General features: G+C 70.8%; 12 protein-coding genes, 5 tRNA genes and 1 pseudogene. 5 read left to right on the top strand and 13 right to left on the bottom strand.

Annotation, left to right across the window (positions count from 1 at the left end):
• Nucleotides 1-17: 17 nt before the first annotated feature.
• A pseudogene (gene cofC, locus VT50_RS30690) lies at nucleotides 18-632 on the top strand (2-phospho-L-lactate guanylyltransferase); the annotation flags it as partial.
• 385 nt (nucleotides 633-1,017) lie between these two features.
• On the opposite strand, the gene VT50_RS30685 reads toward cofC, so the two are convergent.
• The 4 genes from VT50_RS30685 to leuC all read right to left on the bottom strand — a co-directional run bounded on the left by VT50_RS30685 (nucleotide 1,018) and on the right by leuC (nucleotide 4,119).
• Nucleotides 1,018-1,593 carry an HU family DNA-binding protein gene (locus tag VT50_RS30685; protein ID WP_046087445.1) on the bottom strand — a complete coding sequence of 192 codons (576 nt, stop codon included), beginning with the start codon at nucleotides 1,591-1,593 and terminating at the stop codon, nucleotides 1,018-1,020.
• Between the two features lie 125 nt (nucleotides 1,594-1,718).
• The gene (locus tag VT50_RS30680) at nucleotides 1,719-1,964 is read right to left on the bottom strand and encodes an SCO5555 family protein (protein WP_046087446.1); all 246 of its coding nucleotides are present in this window, start codon (nucleotides 1,962-1,964) and stop codon (nucleotides 1,719-1,721) included.
• A 124-nt stretch (nucleotides 1,965-2,088) separates the two neighbouring features.
• Nucleotides 2,089-2,682 (bottom strand): 3-isopropylmalate dehydratase small subunit, encoded by a 594-nt coding sequence (gene leuD, locus VT50_RS30675; protein ID WP_046087447.1) that lies wholly within the window; start codon nucleotides 2,680-2,682, stop codon nucleotides 2,089-2,091.
• Nucleotides 2,683-2,688: 6 nt separating this feature from the next.
• Nucleotides 2,689-4,119: a 3-isopropylmalate dehydratase large subunit gene (gene leuC / locus VT50_RS30670; RefSeq protein WP_046087448.1), complete on the bottom strand. Its 1,431-nt coding sequence runs from the start codon at nucleotides 4,117-4,119 to the stop codon at nucleotides 2,689-2,691.
• A gap of 143 nt (nucleotides 4,120-4,262) precedes the next feature.
• On the opposite strand from leuC, the gene ndgR reads away from it, so the two are divergent.
• Nucleotides 4,263-4,979: an IclR family transcriptional regulator NdgR gene (gene ndgR, locus VT50_RS30665; protein ID WP_046087449.1), complete on the top strand. Its 717-nt coding sequence runs from the start codon at nucleotides 4,263-4,265 to the stop codon at nucleotides 4,977-4,979.
• A gap of 45 nt (nucleotides 4,980-5,024) precedes the next feature.
• On the opposite strand, the gene VT50_RS30660 is transcribed toward ndgR, so the two are convergent.
• The gene (locus VT50_RS30660; protein WP_206269507.1) at nucleotides 5,025-5,516 is read right to left on the bottom strand and encodes a DUF4188 domain-containing protein; all 492 of its coding nucleotides are present in this window, start codon (nucleotides 5,514-5,516) and stop codon (nucleotides 5,025-5,027) included.
• Between the two features lie 96 nt (nucleotides 5,517-5,612).
• Here VT50_RS30660 and VT50_RS30655 point away from each other — a divergent pair, with 96 nt between their 5' ends.
• Nucleotides 5,613-6,254 carry a MerR family transcriptional regulator gene (locus tag VT50_RS30655; RefSeq protein ID WP_046087450.1) on the top strand — a complete coding sequence of 214 codons (642 nt, stop codon included), beginning with the start codon at nucleotides 5,613-5,615 and terminating at the stop codon, nucleotides 6,252-6,254.
• A gap of 65 nt (nucleotides 6,255-6,319) precedes the next feature.
• Here the strand turns inward: VT50_RS30655 and VT50_RS30650 are convergent.
• The 8 genes from VT50_RS30650 to VT50_RS30615 form a co-directional block, all read right to left on the bottom strand.
• Nucleotides 6,320-6,392: transfer RNA gene (locus tag VT50_RS30650), tRNA-Glu, on the bottom strand.
• A 22-nt stretch (nucleotides 6,393-6,414) separates the two neighbouring features.
• Nucleotides 6,415-6,486 (bottom strand) — tRNA-Gln (locus VT50_RS30645).
• Nucleotides 6,487-6,499: 13 nt separating this feature from the next.
• A tRNA-Glu gene (locus tag VT50_RS30640) sits at nucleotides 6,500-6,572 on the bottom strand.
• A gap of 31 nt (nucleotides 6,573-6,603) precedes the next feature.
• Nucleotides 6,604-6,676, bottom strand: a tRNA-Glu gene (locus tag VT50_RS30635).
• Nucleotides 6,677-6,726: 50 nt separating this feature from the next.
• Nucleotides 6,727-6,798, bottom strand: a tRNA-Gln gene (locus tag VT50_RS30630).
• Nucleotides 6,799-7,006: 208 nt separating this feature from the next.
• Entirely contained in the window at nucleotides 7,007-8,494 is a 1,488-nt protein-coding gene (gltX, locus tag VT50_RS30625; protein ID WP_046087451.1) for a glutamate--tRNA ligase, read from the bottom strand.
• Nucleotides 8,487-9,278, bottom strand: a complete 792-nt coding sequence (locus VT50_RS30620) for a fumarylacetoacetate hydrolase family protein (protein ID WP_046087452.1) — start codon at nucleotides 9,276-9,278, stop codon at nucleotides 8,487-8,489. The genes gltX and VT50_RS30620 overlap by 8 nt, the downstream gene beginning before the upstream one ends.
• 122 nt (nucleotides 9,279-9,400) lie before the next feature.
• Nucleotides 9,401-9,616, bottom strand: coding sequence for a hypothetical protein (locus VT50_RS30615; protein ID WP_075200407.1), 216 nt, complete (start codon nucleotides 9,614-9,616; stop codon nucleotides 9,401-9,403).
• A 595-nt stretch (nucleotides 9,617-10,211) separates the two neighbouring features.
• On the opposite strand from VT50_RS30615, the gene VT50_RS30610 reads away from it, so the two are divergent.
• Together VT50_RS30610 and VT50_RS30605 are read left to right on the top strand one after the other, a co-directional pair.
• Entirely contained in the window at nucleotides 10,212-14,168 is a 3,957-nt protein-coding gene (locus tag VT50_RS30610) for a sensor histidine kinase (RefSeq protein ID WP_046087454.1), read from the top strand.
• A complete protein-coding gene (locus VT50_RS30605; protein WP_075200408.1) occupies nucleotides 14,169-14,591 on the top strand; it encodes a roadblock/LC7 domain-containing protein in 423 nt (140 codons plus the stop codon).
• Nucleotides 14,592-14,605: the final 14 nt, after the last annotated feature.

Below are 14,605 nucleotides of genomic sequence, written 5' to 3'. Positions count from 1 at the left end.
GAAGAAACGGAGCCCCTGTGACCTGGACCCTCGTGGTGCCGCTGAAGCCCTTGGCACGGGCCAAGACCAGGCTCTCCGACGCCGCCGGGGACGGTCCCCGGGCCTCGCTCGCCCTCGCGTTCGCCCAGGACACGGTGGACGCGGCGCTGGCGAGCCGGTGGGTGCGGGGGGTGACCGTCGTCACCGACGACCCGCTCGCCGGACGTGAGCTGTCCGCCCTCGGCGCCCGGATCCTGCCCGACTCCCCGGGCCGCGGCCTGAACGCGGCGCTGGCGCACGGCGCCCGCGCGGTCCGCGGGGAGCGCCCGGAGGCCGCCGTGGCGGCACTGAACGCCGATCTCCCGGCGCTGCGGACCGTGGAGCTCGACCTGGTGCTCGAAGCCGCCACGGGCTTCTCACGCGCTTTCCTGGCGGATGCCGCGGGGGTGGGCACCACGCTGCTCTCGGCGGCGTCCGGCGCCGAGCTGGCGCCCGGCTTCGGGGGCCCGTCACGGGACCGGCACCGGGCCTCGGGGGCGCGGGAGATCGAGCTGGCCGGGGTGGACTCGGTGCGGCGCGACGTGGACACGGCCGGGGATCTGCGCGCCGCGGTGGCCCTGGGCGTGGGCGCCCACACCAGGGCTAGGCTGGCGGACATGCAGGGAACCGCCTATACGTACGACCCCGAGACCCGCGCCGGCAGCGTGCTGCTGGACGACGGCACCCCGCTGCCGTTCGACACCGCGGCCTTCGACGCCGGGGGGCTGCGGATGCTGCGCCCGGGGCAGCGGGTGCGGATCGAGGTGGCGGGCGAGGGCGAGCAGCGCCGGGTCGTCTTCGTCACGCTGCAGACGTTCTGAGCGCCGTAACACGGCGTTCTGAGCGCCGTAAGGCGGCGAGCCCCGCGGATGAACCCGGGCCTCGCGGAGGTCAGGCGCGCGAACTCCCGGGATACCGGGCGCCGGCAGCACCGCGGGCCGGGCTCCCTCGGGGAGCCCGGCCCGGCGCGGATGCGGTGGGGCGCCTGAGCGCCACCGGCTAGCGCTTCCTGGCGGTGGTCTTCTTCGCGGTGGTCTTGCGGGCGCTCGTCTTGCGGGCCGGGGCCTTCTTCGCCGTGGCCTTGGCGGGAGCCTTCTTCGCCGTGGTCTTCTTGGCGGGGGCCTTCTTGGCCGTCGTCTTCTTCGCGGTCGCCTTCTTGGCCGTCGTCTTCTTGGCCGGGGACTTCTTCGCCGTCGTCTTCTTCGCGGTCGCCTTCTTGGCCGCGGCCTTCTTCGCCGCCACCTGGAGGCTGCCCTTGGGGGCCTTCTTCACGGCGACCTCCCCGCCGCGCGGGAGCTTCTTGGAGCCGCTCACCAGATCCTTGAACCCCTGGCCGGGACGGAAGCGGGGCACCGAGGTCTTCTTGACCCGCACGCGCTCCCCGGTCTGTGGGTTACGGGCGTACCGGGCGGGCCGTTCCACCTTCTCGAACGAACCGAATCCAGTGACCGAAACTCGCTCCCCGGTGACGACCGCCCGGACGATGGCGTCCAGGACGGCGTCTACGGCATCGGCGGCCTGCTGACGGCCGCCGACCTTGTCGGCAATCGCTTCTACGAGCTGCGCCTTGTTCACGTCTTCCCCTTCGGAGGCATTACCGGAATCAATGTGTTCAAGCCTTTTCGCACGTTAGGCAGATATATACCGCAAATCAAACACGAAACGGGCTAATCACCCTTGTGCCGCAACGCACTCGATCGTCACGGACTTCCGTCGGTGTCGGGATCTTCGGGGAAACGCCCCTGGTCGAGGTCGTTCATGAACCGCTCCAGACGCGTTGCCGCATCTGCGAGATCGTGTTTGGCCGCTGAGGTCATGACCAGCAGCTTCCGGGACAGCGCCATCCGTACGCCCTCCGGGACTTGCAGTGTGCGCACTCTTGCGTGCGCTTCCTTGAGCCGGTCGGCGACGATGCCGTAGAGCTCGAGTTGGCCGTCGCGTTCCATGCACTGATTGTGCCATCTGAGGCGAGTTGTCGCTTCACGGGGCCTCAACATGCCGATGCGCCGCCGGTCCGAGGACCGGCGGCGCATCTTGCCAAACCCGCTCTGTGCAGGGAGAACCGGGGGGTCAGACCTCCGCGGTGCTGGGCTTGAAGGACGGACGACGCGCCTCGTACGAGGCGATCGAATCTTCCTCCCTGAGGGTGAGGCTGATGTCGTCCAGCCCCTCCAGGAGTCGCCACCGGGCGTTCTCGTCAAGCTCAAAATCAGCCGTGATGCCCTCGGCCCGTACCTGGCGCTCGACGAGGTCCACGGTGACCTCGGCGGTGGGGTCCGCCTCGACCAGCTTCCACAGCCGGTCCACCGTCTCCTGCGGCAGCACGACGGTCAGCAGCCCGTTCTTGAGGGAGTTGCCGCGGAAGATGTCGGCGAAGCGGTTGGAGATGACGGCCTTGAAGCCGTAGTTCTGCAGCGCCCACACCGCGTGCTCGCGCGAGGAGCCGGTGCCGAAGTCGGGACCGGCCACCAGAACCGTTCCGCCCTTGTGCTCGGCCTTGTTGAGCACGAACTCCGGGTCCTTGCGCCACGCCTCGAAGAGGCCGTCCTCGAAGCCGTCGCGGGTGACCTTCTTGAGCCAGTGCGCCGGGATGATCTGGTCCGTGTCCACATTGCTGCGGCGCAGCGGGACGGCCCGGCCGGTGTGCGTGGTGAATGCTTCCATGACTGCTCAGGCCCCCACGGGAGTCGATACGGCGGCGTCGGACAGGTCGGCGGGCGAGGCCAGATGGCCCAGCACCGCGGTGGCGGCGGCGACCTGCGGCGAGACCAGGTGGGTCCGGCCGCCCTTGCCCTGCCGGCCCTCGAAGTTGCGGTTGGAGGTGGACGCCGACCGCTCCCCGGGAGCGAGCTGGTCGGGGTTCATGCCCAGGCACATCGAGCAGCCGGCGTGCCGCCATTCGGCCCCCGCGGCGGTGAACACCTTGTCCAGCCCCTCCTCGACGGCCTGGAGGGCGACCCGGACCGAGCCGGGGACCACCAACATCCGTACGCCGTCGGCCACCGCACGGCCGGACAGCACCGAGGCGGCGGAGCGCAGGTCCTCGATCCGCCCGTTGGTGCAGGAGCCGACGAAGACCGTGTCCACCTTGATGTCGCGCAGCGGCTGACCGGCCGTCAGGCCCATGTACTCCAGGGCCTTCTCGGCGGCGTAGCTCTCGCTGGCGTCCTCGTAGGAGGCCGGGTCCGGGACCGACTCCGACAGCGGCGCGCCCTGGCCGGGGTTGGTGCCCCAGGTGACGAACGGGGCGAGCGCGGAGGCGTCGATGACCACCTCGCGGTCGAAGACCGCGTCGTCGTCGCTGCGCAGGGTGCGCCAGTACGCGACGGCGGCGTCCCAGTCGGCGCCCTGGGGGGCGTGCGGGCGGCCCTCCAGATAGCCGAAGGTGGTCTCGTCCGGCGCGATCATGCCCGCGCGGGCGCCCGCCTCGATGGACATGTTGCACACGGTCATCCGGGCCTCCATCGAGAGCTTCTCGATGGCGGGGCCGCGGTACTCGATCACATAGCCCTGGCCGCCGCCGGTGCCGATCTTCGCGATGATCGCCAGGATCAGGTCCTTGGCGGTGACGCTCTCGGGGAGCTCGCCCTCGACGGTGATCGCCATGGTCTTGAACGGCGCGAGCGGCAGCGTCTGGGTGGCCAGCACATGCTCGACCTGGCTGGTGCCGATACCGAACGCGAGCGCGCCGAAGGCGCCGTGGGTCGAGGTGTGGCTGTCACCGCAGACCACGGTCGTCCCCGGCTGGGTCAGTCCCAGCTGCGGTCCCACCACGTGGACGACGCCCTGCTCGACATCGCCGAGCGGATGCAGCCGGACGCCGAACTCCGCGCAGTTCTTGCGCAGCGTCTCCAACTGGGCGCGCGAGACGGGGTCCGCGATCGGCTTGTCGATGTCGAGGGTGGGGGTGTTGTGGTCCTCGGTCGCGAGGGTGAGATCGGTACGACGGACCGGGCGGCCGGCCTTGCGCAGGCCGTCGAACGCCTGGGGGCTGGTCACCTCGTGCAGCAGATGCAGATCGATGAAGAGCAGGTCAGGCTCGCCTTCGGCGCGCCGGACGACATGGTCGTCCCAGACCTTCTCCGCGAGTGTCCGTCCCATCGCTTTCCCTCCGGCCGGCGCCAGTGCCGGCCCAAACTCGAGTCGAGTGCGTGCCCTGGTCCGCGGGCCCGCCATTTACAGGGTGGCGGGTATCCCAGGAAATTGAACTTGCGTTTCACACTGTGAGACGTGAGTATCGTCCCATGGACAACACTAGTGGCGTCGGCGTTCTCGACAAGGCGGCTCTGGTTCTGAGCGCCCTGGAGTCCGGTCCGGCCACCCTCGCCGGGCTGGTCGGGGCGACCGGCCTCGCCCGCCCCACGGCACACCGGCTGGCGGTGGCACTCGAGCACCACCGGATGGTGGCACGCGATATGCAGGGGCGCTTCATCCTGGGACCCCGGCTGGCCGAGCTGGCGGCGGCCGCGGGCGAGGACCGGCTGCTCGCCACGGCCGGGCCCGTGCTCACCCACCTCCGGGACGTGACCGGCGAGAGCGCACAGCTCTACCGGCGCCAGGGAGACATGCGCATCTGCGTCGCGGCGGCCGAGCGGCTGTCCGGACTGCGGGACACCGTGCCGGTCGGCTCGACGCTCCCCATGAAGGCCGGGTCGGCCGCCCAGGTGCTGATGGCCTGGGAGGAGCCCGAGCGGCTGCACCGCGGACTCCAGGGGGCCCGCTTCACCGCCACGGCCCTGTCGGGCGTACGGCGGCGGGGCTGGGCCCAGTCGATCGGCGAGCGGGAGCCCGGCGTGGCGTCCGTCTCCGCGCCCGTGCGCGGCCCGTCCAACCGCGTGGTCGCCGCCGTCTCGGTCTCCGGACCGATCGAGCGGCTGACCCGCCACCCGGGCCGGATGCACGCCCAGGCGGTCATCGACGCGGCGGGGCGCCTCACGGACGCCCTGCGGCGAGGGAATTAGGCCGAGGGAACCAAGGCGAGGGAAGGCAGCAGGCCCGTGGCCGCGTTACGCCTCCTTCAGCGCCAGCCGGTCGGCCGCGCGGTCGCCGCGGCGGCCGACCGGGGCGACCCCCGTGGCCTTGCCCAGGCCGAACGCGGGCATGTTGATGTAGATCGCCTCGTGCGCACCGGCCGGTACGACATAGGTCTCGTGCCAGAAGCCGACCTTGCCCCGGCCCTCCCGCAGCCTGCGGTTGAACGCCGCCCAGGCGGGGCGGTGCTCCTTGTCCTGGGCCACCGAGTACTCCAGCAGCCGCTCGTGCGAGTCCCAGTACTGGACCACGTAGAGCACCCGCGGCGGGCCGAACAGCACCTGGTGGCCCAGCATCCCGCTCCCCTCGTCCCGCGACAGCTCGCGGAGCATCCGCGGCATCGCGCGGAAGACCGGCAGCCAGCTCCGCAGCGCACGGAAGCGGTTGATGCGCATGCCGATCAGGAAGACGGTGACCTCCCCCTCGGCCTCGGCGGTCATACGGCCGGCCAGCAGCTCGGCACCCATGGCGATCCCCTCGTTCCACACGTCCGGGATAGACTTGGATAGCGGCGCTATCCATTACTTAGATAGTGCCACTCTCCAATGGAAGGTGCAACAGGGATGCGACTGGCGGAGCTCAGCGAGCGCAGCGGAGTGCCCACCGCGACGATCAAGTACTACCTGCGCGAGCGGCTGCTGCCGCCGGGAGAGCGGATCACCGCCACCCAGGCCGAATACGGCGAGGAGCACCTGCGCAGACTGCGCCTTGTGCGCTCGCTGATCCAGGTCGGCCGGATGCCGGTGGCCACGGCGCGCGAGGTGCTGGCGGCGGCCGAGGACGAGTCGCTCAGCCAGAACACCCGGATGGGAGCCGCGGTCTGGGCGCTGCCGCACGGCCCCGAGCCCGACGAGGACGATCCGCACGCGGCGCGCGCCCGTGCGCAGGTGGACACCGTGGTGCGGCGGATGGGCTGGTCCCACGGCCAGGAGCTGGGCGACACCTCCCCCGCCTACCGGATGCTGGTGGCGGCCATCGCCTCCCTGGACCGCCTGGGGTATCCGCATGACACCGAGCACCTGCTGGTGCACGCCCGGCTGGCGGGCGAACTGGCCGTCGCCGACCTGGACCTGGTGGAGACCTACGACACCCCGCCGGAGCGGATCGAGGCGGTGGTGGCGCTGACGGTGCTCTATGAGCCGGTGCTGCTCAGCCTGCGGCGGCTCGCGCAAACCGAGGAATCCAGCCGTCGCTTCGGGAAGTGAGCAGGCGCCAGGGGCGCGAGCGGCAGACAAGAAGCCCCCCGCTGTCGCGGAGGGCTTCTCGCCGGTACCCCCGACCGGATTCGAACCGGCGCTACCGCCTTGAGAGGGCGGCGTGCTAGGCCGCTACACAACGGGGGCCTGAATCAGCACAAGTGCTGCGCTGGGCTACCAGGACTCGAACCTAGACTAAATGAACCAGAATCACTCGTGCTGCCAATTACACCATAGCCCATGGTATAGACCAGTACCCCCGACCGGATTCGAACCGGCGCTACCGCCTTGAGAGGGCGGCGTGCTAGGCCGCTACACAACGGGGGCCCTAGCGATCTCCGCGAAACGAAGAGATCCGTACCCCCGACCGGATTCGAACCGGCGCTACTGCCTTGAGAGGGCAGCGTGCTAGGCCGCTACACAACGGGGGCTTGGTCCTGCTTGGATCAAGAGATCCACCCGGCATCCAGGGAATCTCTTGCTGGGGTACCAGGACTCGAACCTAGACTAAGTGAACCAGAATCACTCGTGCTGCCAATTACACCATACCCCACCAAAACGCCACCCCCGTAAGGGGTTTTGTTTGGTTTACGCCTCCGGTCCGACCTCTCGGCGGCCCGTCCGGCGCAGGAAGAACATTACCCGATGGTGGACGGGCCACCAAAACGAGTATCACCGCGAGTGGCGCCGCCTCGCGGGCGCGGACGGCGCCTCACTCACCCATCCGGTCCGGCCACTCACCTAGCGGTCCGGCCACTCACCTACCCGGCCAGCTTGGCCAGCGCCGCGTCGACCCGGGCCAGCGTGCGCTCACGGCCCAGGACCTCCAGGGACTCGAACAGCGGCAGCCCGACCGTACGCCCGGTGACCGCGACGCGCAGCGGCGCCTGCGCCTTGCCCAGCTTCAGACCGTGCTCCTCACCGGCCGCGAGGACCGCGGCCTTCAGGGTCTCGGCGTCCCAGTCCGCCCCGGCGAGCCGGGTGCGTACCGAGGCCAGGAGCGCGTCCGCGCCCGGCTTCATCGCCTTGGTCCAGGACGCCTCGTCGGCCACCGGCTCGTCGAGGAAGAGGAAGTCCACGTTGGCGGTGATGTCGGACAGGACCGTCAGCCGGGTCTGGGCCAGCGGGGCCAGCGCCTCGAAGGCGGCCGGGTCGAAGGCCTCCGGGGCCCACGGTGCGTGCGGGGCCCGCAGCCAGGGCTCGCAACGCTCGATGAACGCCTTCAGATCCAGCATCCGGATGTGGTCCGCGTTGATCGCCTCGGCCTTCTTGAGGTCGAAGCGCGCCGGGTTGGCGTTCACCGCCGAGAGCTCGAACGCCTCGACCATCTCCGCCAGCGAGAAGACGTCCCGGTCGGAGGAGAGCGACCAGCCCAGCAGGGAGAGGTAGTTGAGCAGCCCCTCGGGGAGGAAGCCGCGCTCCCGGTAGAGGTTCAGCGAGGCCTGCGGATCGCGCTTGGAGAGCTTCTTGTTGCCCTCGCCCATGACATACGGGAGGTGGCCGAAGGCGGGCACCGTGCCGCCGCCCACACCGATCTCGGCGAGCGCGCGGTAGAGCGCGATCTGCCGCGGGGTGGAGGAGAGCAGGTCCTCACCGCGCAGTACGTGCGTGATCTCCATCAGCGCGTCGTCGACGGGGTTGACGAGCGTGTAGAGGGGGGCGCCGTTGGCCCGCACGATCCCGTAGTCCGTGACGTTCTCGGGGGCGAAGGTCAGCTCACCGCGCACCAGGTCGGTGAAGGTGATCGGCTCGTCCGGCATCCGGAAGCGCACGATCGAGGTGCGCCCTTCGGCCTCGTACGCCGAGATCTGCCCGTCGGTCAGGGTGCGGCACTTCCCGTCGTAGCCCGAGGGCCGGCCGGCCTTGCGGGCCGCCTCGCGGCGCTCCTCCAGCTCCTCGGCGGTGCAGTAGCAGCGGTAGGCGCGCCCCGTCTCCAGCAGCTTCTCCGCGACCTCGCGGTAGAGGTCCATCCGCTGCGACTGGCGGTAGGGCGCGTGCGGACCGCCGACCTCCGGGCCCTCGTCCCAGTCGAAGCCCAGCCAGCGCATGGCGTCCAGCAGCTGGGTGTAGGACTCCTCGGAGTCGCGCGCGGCGTCGGTGTCCTCGATGCGGAACACCAGGGTGCCGCCGTGGTGACGGGCGAAGGCCCAGTTGAACAGGGCCGTGCGGACCAGGCCGACATGGGGGTTGCCGGTCGGCGAGGGACAGAAACGAACCCGCACGGGGGCGGAGGAGGGTGCGCTAGCCACGCTTGATCACCTTGTTGGTGAGAGTGCCGATGCCTTCGATGGTGACGGCGACCTCGTCGCCGACGGAGAGCGGGCCGACGCCCGCCGGGGTGCCGGTGAGCACGACGTCGCCGGGGAGCAGCGTCATCGCCTCGGTGATGTGCACGATCAGGTCCTCGATCGGGCGCACCATCTCGCTCGTACGGCCGAGCTGGCGCTGTTCACCGTTGACGGTGCACATGATGCCGAGGTCGCCGGCGCGCGTCAGATCGATATCGGTCTCCACCCAGGGGCCCAGCGGGCAGGAGGTGTCAAAGCCCTTGGCCCGCGCCCACTGCTTCTCGCGCCGCTGGGCATCGCGGGCCGTGATGTCGTTGCCGCAGGTGTAGCCGAGGATGACGTCCTGGACGCGGTCACGCGGAACCTCGCGGCACATCCGTCCGATCACCACGGCCAGCTCGGCCTCGTAGTGCACCTCGGAGGAGAAGGAGGGGTACGCGACCGGGTCGCCGGGGCCGACCACGGAGGTGGACGGCTTGAAGAAGACGACCGGCACGTCGGGGACCTCGTTGCCCAGCTCCGTCGCGTGCTCGGCGTAGTTGCGCCCGATTCCGACGACCTTGTTCGGCAGGACGGGCGGCAGCAGCCGGACCTTGCTCAGCGGGACCTTCTGGCCCGAGCGCTCGAATTCGGCGAAGGGGTGACCCTTGATGATGTCGAGGACGGGGCCGTCCGGATCGGACGGTTCGCCCTCCACCACGCCGAAGGCGACGTTGCCGTCGATGGAGAATCTGGCGATGCGCACGGGAAGCCTTGGCTCCTGACTGAACTCGCTGGAGACTGACGCCCCAGGCTATCGCTCCGCGTCCCGCGCGCCGCCGCCCCGCCCGCCGCCGGTGGTGACGCCGCCCACCACCGCCCCGGGGGTCAGTTGCCCAGGGTCTCGGTCAGCACGGTGCGCCTGGGGTTCGCGGTCCGGTTGGGGAGCTCGACGCGGTGCTCCGGCTGCTCCTCGGGCGCGTCGGTGCTCTCGACCTCCTCGGCGATGTCCTTGGCGTCCTTGAGCTCTTGGACGTCCTTGACATGGGCCAGGGTGGTGCGCCGCGGGTTGGCTATGGAGCGGAACATCATCGTCGTCTTCACTGGGGTGTACGCCTCGCTCTTGTCGTTCGTTCCGGCTATGTAAAGCGTCAGGCTAGAGGCGGCCTTGCCCATCGATTCGCAGGAAAAGTCGCCACCAGCATGTGATATTGCTCACGGACGATCAGGCAAACGCGACATAGAAGACAGTTACCCAATCGCGCTAAACGGACATCGCATACCCGAACCTGACGTTCCGCTCTTGATCATCGCTAGCCGGACACTCGATTGTGGCCTTCGATTCGTACCCGAAAGTCCGTTATCGCCGACAAGGCTTTCTACGTCCCGTAATAAAGTCCGCACGGAGCGTCACACACATCACAGCCTTATCCATTGCCCTTGTTGCAGCATCCGGCACTGTGCTGGAATTCCCGGGACCGCCGCGGGAATCACCGGCGCGCACGGGGGCGCAAACTGCAGGAGGCGCCGAGCGGCGGGGGGCTCCTCTTGTCGACACGAAAGGATGCGCGCCGGTCACTCACGACCGACAGGGGGGATCGCGGTCCCCCACGACTCGACACCGCTCCGCCGCTCCGCCGGTGGGGCGCCTGGTCCAGAGGTTGCGACGCTAGTGCAGGGACGTATCAAGAGGGATGGTATGGGAGCTCCCCAGGCCCACCAGGGCCAAGGGGAAGCTTCGGCGGACCCGGAGCCGCGCGGCGCGACCGACCGCGGCGGCTCCTCGCCTCAGCGCGCCCAGGGGAGCAACGGCAGGACGCTGAGCGATCAGGGGCCCGAGGCCGGTTCCGGTGCGCAGAGCGCTACCCGGATCAGCGCGCCCAGCGGCGGTGGTGGCGGAGATGCCACGGCGCCGTCGGCCAAGGCGAAGCCCTCCGGCCCCAGCGGGCCCGGCAGTCGCATGGCCCTGCGCAACTGGCGCATCAGTACCCGCCTGGTCTCCCTGCTCGCGCTCCCGGTGGTCGCCGCGACCACGCTGGGGGCGCTGCGCATCGAGGGCTCGCTGGACAACATCCAGCAGCTGGACCAGATGAAGCTGCTCACCGAGATGACGCAGCAGGCCACCCAGCTGGCCAGCGCGCTCCAGGAGGAGCGCGACAAGTCGGCCAGCCCACTGGCGGGCAAGGGCAACGACAAGGACGACCGGGTCGTCTCCACCCGCGAGGACACCAACCGCGCGATCGCGGCGTTCCGCGAGGCCACCCACCAGGTCGACCCCGGTGACCAGTCGCTCGCGGGCGTGCAGTCCACGCTCGTCAACATCGACCGCCAGCTGGGCAAGATCAACGAAGTCCGGGACACGGCCTACGACAACAGCCAGTACTACTCGCTGACGGTCCAGAACTACAACGAGCTGATCAACTCGCTGCTGCTGCTGTCCCAGGACATGGCGCAGGCGACCAGCAACCGCGCGATGATCAACAATACCCGCGCGCTCGCCACCTTCTCCTCCGCGAAGGAGTACGCCTCCATCCAGCGCGCGCTCATCAGCGCCGCGCTCGCCGACCCGAAGGGCGCCGACTTCTCCGCCAACGACCGCCGGTTCGCCAGGACCGCGGTGGACAAGGAGAACGAAGCACTCGGCCGCTTCAAGCAGATCCGCCAGGGCAACTCCGAGGACCTGCTCGAACCGCTGGACAGCCGCCCCGACATCAAGGCGGCGACCATGTACGCCGACCGCGCGGTGCGCGACCCCGAGGGGCTCAAGGCGGAGAAGCGGACCGATCTCGACTGGTACGACCAGGACAGTATCAAGATCGAAGAGATGGGCAAGATCGAGGAGACGCTGCTCAGCGAGATGCAGCAGAAGGCTCGTGAGCTCCGCGACTCCGCCCAGCAGGACGCGATCCTCAACGGTGCGCTGATCCTGCTGGTCCTCGGCGTCTCCCTGGTCGGCGCCTTCGTCGTCGCCCGCTCCATGGTCCGCTCGCTGCGCCGTCTGCAGGACACCGCGCAGGAGGTCTCCCAGAAGCGGCTGCCCGAACTGGTCAAGCAGCTCTCCGAGTCCGATCCGCAGGACGTGGACACCTCGGTCGAGTCCGTCGGTGTGCACAGCCGGGACGAGATCGGAAAGGTGGCCGCGGCCTTCGACGACGTGCACCGCGAGGCGGTCCGGCTCGCCGCCGAGCAGGCGCTGCTGCGGGGCAACGTCAACGCGATGTTCACCAACCTCTCGCGCCGCAGCCAGGGCCTCATCCAGCGCCAGCTCTCGCTCATCTCCGAGCTGGAGAGCCGCGAGGCCGACCCGGACCAGCTCTCCTCGCTGTTCAAGCTGGACCACCTCGCCACCCGTATGCGCCGTAACGGCGAGAACCTCCTGGTCCTCGCGGGCGAGGAGCCCGGCCGCCGGTGGACCCGTCCGGTGCCGCTGGTGGACGTGCTCCGCGCGGCCGCCTCCGAGGTGGAGCAGTACGAGCGCATCGAGCTCAGCTCGGTCCCCGCGACCGAGGTCGCGGGCCGGGTCGTCAACGACCTCGTCCACCTGCTCGCCGAGCTGCTGGAGAACGCCACCTCCTTCTCCTCGCCACAGACCAAGGTCAAGGTCACCGGTCACGCACTGCCCGACGGGCGGGTGCTGGTCGAGATCCACGACACCGGTATCGGGCTCTCGCCCGAGGACCTGGCGGCGATCAACGAGCGGCTGGCCTCCCCGCCCACCGTCGATGTGTCGGTCTCCCGGCGCATGGGCCTGTTCGTGGTCGGCCGCCTCTCGCTGCGCCACGGCATCCGCATCCAGCTCAGGCCGTCCGACTCGGGCGGTACGACGGCGCTGGTCATGCTGCCGGTCGATGTCGCCCAGGGCGGCCGGAAGCCGGCGCCGCAGGCGGCGGGTGGCAAGCCGGGCCAGGGCGGTCAGGGCGTCGCCGGCGGTGGCGCGCAGGGCGAAGGCGCGGGGCTGCTCGGCTCGGCGCCCTCCCGGCGCCAGGTGCCGGGCTCCGGTTCGCGCGCCGCGCTGCCGGGCAACGGCACCATCGGCGGACTGCCGACCCGGCCGCTCGGCACGGGTGCGGGCTCCTCGGGCGGCGCTTCCTCCGGTGGCACCAACCTCTTCGAGAGCGGACGGCCTCCCGGCCCCCGGACCAACGCCCCCTCGGGCCCCGGCGGTCAGCAGGGCGGTCAGGGCGCCCCCTCCGGCCGTCCCCCGCTTCCGACCCGCGGCGAGAACCCGACCGTCGCCCCGCCGACCGGCGCCCCGGCCCGGGCCGACGGCGGCGACCAGGGCGGCCGTCCGCAGCTGCCCACACGCGGCCCCGCGCCCGAGCTTCCGGCCCCCGCGCAGCCCGGCACCAGCTGGGGGGCGCGCCGCGCGTCCGGCCAGGACGACTGGCCGAGCGCTCCGCGCGACGCCGGGGACACCCCGCGCGGGCACGAGGAGTACGAACCCACCGGCCAGTTCGCCCGTCCGGACCTCGGCGGCCCGGCGGGGCGGCGCGATCCGTTCGGCAACCGCGGCCCCGGCGACACCGGCGAGCTGCCGCAGGTGACCGACGGCCCCAGCATGTTCGAGCCGCGCCGCGCGCCCGGCGGGCCGCAGGCCGGGCAGGGGCCGTCCGACAGCGGCCAGTTCAACCGCCCCGACTACGGCCGGGGCCCGGGCGACACCGGCGAGTATGCCCGCCCGGACTTCGGCCAGGGCCCGGGCAGCACCGGTGAGTACGCCCAGCCCCGGTTCGAGGACGCCGCCCCGCGCGGTGGCCGCGGGCCCGGCGACACGGGCGAGTTCCCCCGCCCCGACTACGGCCGCGGCCCGGGCGACACCGGAGAGTTCCCCCGTCCGAACGTGGGCGGCCCCGGCGATACGGGCGAATTCCCGCGGCCCGACTACAGCCGCGGGCCCGGCGACACCGGAGAGTTCCCCCGCCCCGACTACGGCCGCGGCCCGGGCGACACGGGCGAGTTCCCGCGTCCGGACATGAGCGGCACCGGTGAGTACGCGCTGCCCCAGGACCCCCAGGGCGAGTCCGGCCGGCGTAGGAACGACCCGCTGCCGCCCGCCGCCGGTCCCGGCGACGGCCGTACCCCGATCTTCGACACCATCGAGTCGACCTGGCACCACCCACAGGTCGTGGACCCGGGCAACTCGGGCCCGCGGGACGGCGGCCGGTCGTTCCCGTCCGCGCCCTCCGCACCCGGGCCCTCCCCCAGCCGTCCCGCCTCGGCCGTACCGCCCCCCGCTCCCCGCGAGCCGCAGCCCGCGTCCCAGGGCGCGGGGGAATACTTCGCCGGATCGGGCGCCCCTGCGGGCCCGGGCGGGGCCGGACTCAACGGCCGGAGCACGGGGTCCCACTGGCGTACGTCGCCCCACAACGACGAGCGCTGGCGCCGCGCCGAGCAGATCCGCGAACCCGCGGCCGGGGGCATCACGTCATCCGGGTTGCCGCGGCGGGTGCCGCGCGCAAACCTCGTGGAGGGCGCAGCTCACCAGCAGCCGCAGCAGCCCGAAAGGACTGGGCCGCAGGTGTCTCGCGCACCGGATGACGTACGCGGAAGGCTGACCAACCTCCGCCGTGGGATCCAGCAGGGTCGCCGGGCCGGTACCGGACACGGCGACAACCATGATCGCGGCATTGGCCCGACTTACCAGCAGGAGCGTTAGTTGAGCCCGATGAGCCAGGCGGCGCAGAATCTGAACTGGTTGATCACCAACTTCGTGGACAACACCCCCGGGGTGTCCCACACCGTGGTGGTCTCCGCCGACGGACTCCTTCTGGCGATGTCCGAAGGCTTCCCCCGTGACCGAGCCGACCAGCTGGCGGCCGTGGCCTCCGGCCTGACCTCGCTCACCTCCGGAGCCTCCCGCATCTTCGAAGGCGGCGTGGTCAACCAGACCGTCGTCGAAATGGAACGAGGCTTCCTCTTCATCATGTCGATCTCCGACGGATCCTCCCTCGCCGTACTCGCCCACCCCGAGTGCGACATCGGCCTCGTCGGCTACGAGATGGCCCTCCTGGTCGATCGCGCGGGCAGCGTCCTCACCCCGGACCTGCGCGCCGAGCTCCAGGGCAGCCTGTTGAACTGATCCAACGACCATCC

The organism is Streptomyces antioxidans, from assembly GCF_000968685.2.
Classification (GTDB): Bacteria; Actinomycetota; Actinomycetes; order Streptomycetales; family Streptomycetaceae; genus Streptomyces; species Streptomyces antioxidans.
Note: the sequence above shows the minus strand (reverse complement) of the source record. Positions and strands in the feature narration are given on the sequence as shown.

What these genes read in the sequence shown, in the direction of transcription:
- VT50_RS30680 (WP_046087446.1), bottom strand. Translation starts at nt 1,964, where the DNA reads ATGGAACGCGACGGCCAACTCGAGCTCTACGGCATCGTCGCCGACCGG.
- leuD (WP_046087447.1), bottom strand. Translation starts at nt 2,682, where the DNA reads ATGGAAGCATTCACCACGCACACCGGCCGGGCCGTCCCGCTGCGCCGC.
- leuC (WP_046087448.1), bottom strand. Translation starts at nt 4,119, where the DNA reads ATGGGACGGACACTCGCGGAGAAGGTCTGGGACGACCATGTCGTCCGG.
- ndgR (WP_046087449.1), top strand. Translation starts at nt 4,263, where the DNA reads ATGGACAACACTAGTGGCGTCGGCGTTCTCGACAAGGCGGCTCTGGTT.
- VT50_RS30660 (WP_206269507.1), bottom strand. Translation starts at nt 5,516, where the DNA reads ATGGGTGCCGAGCTGCTGGCCGGCCGTATGACCGCCGAGGCCGAGGGG.
- VT50_RS30655 (WP_046087450.1), top strand. Translation starts at nt 5,613, where the DNA reads ATGCGACTGGCGGAGCTCAGCGAGCGCAGCGGAGTGCCCACCGCGACG.
- VT50_RS30610 (WP_046087454.1), top strand. Translation starts at nt 10,212, where the DNA reads ATGGGAGCTCCCCAGGCCCACCAGGGCCAAGGGGAAGCTTCGGCGGAC.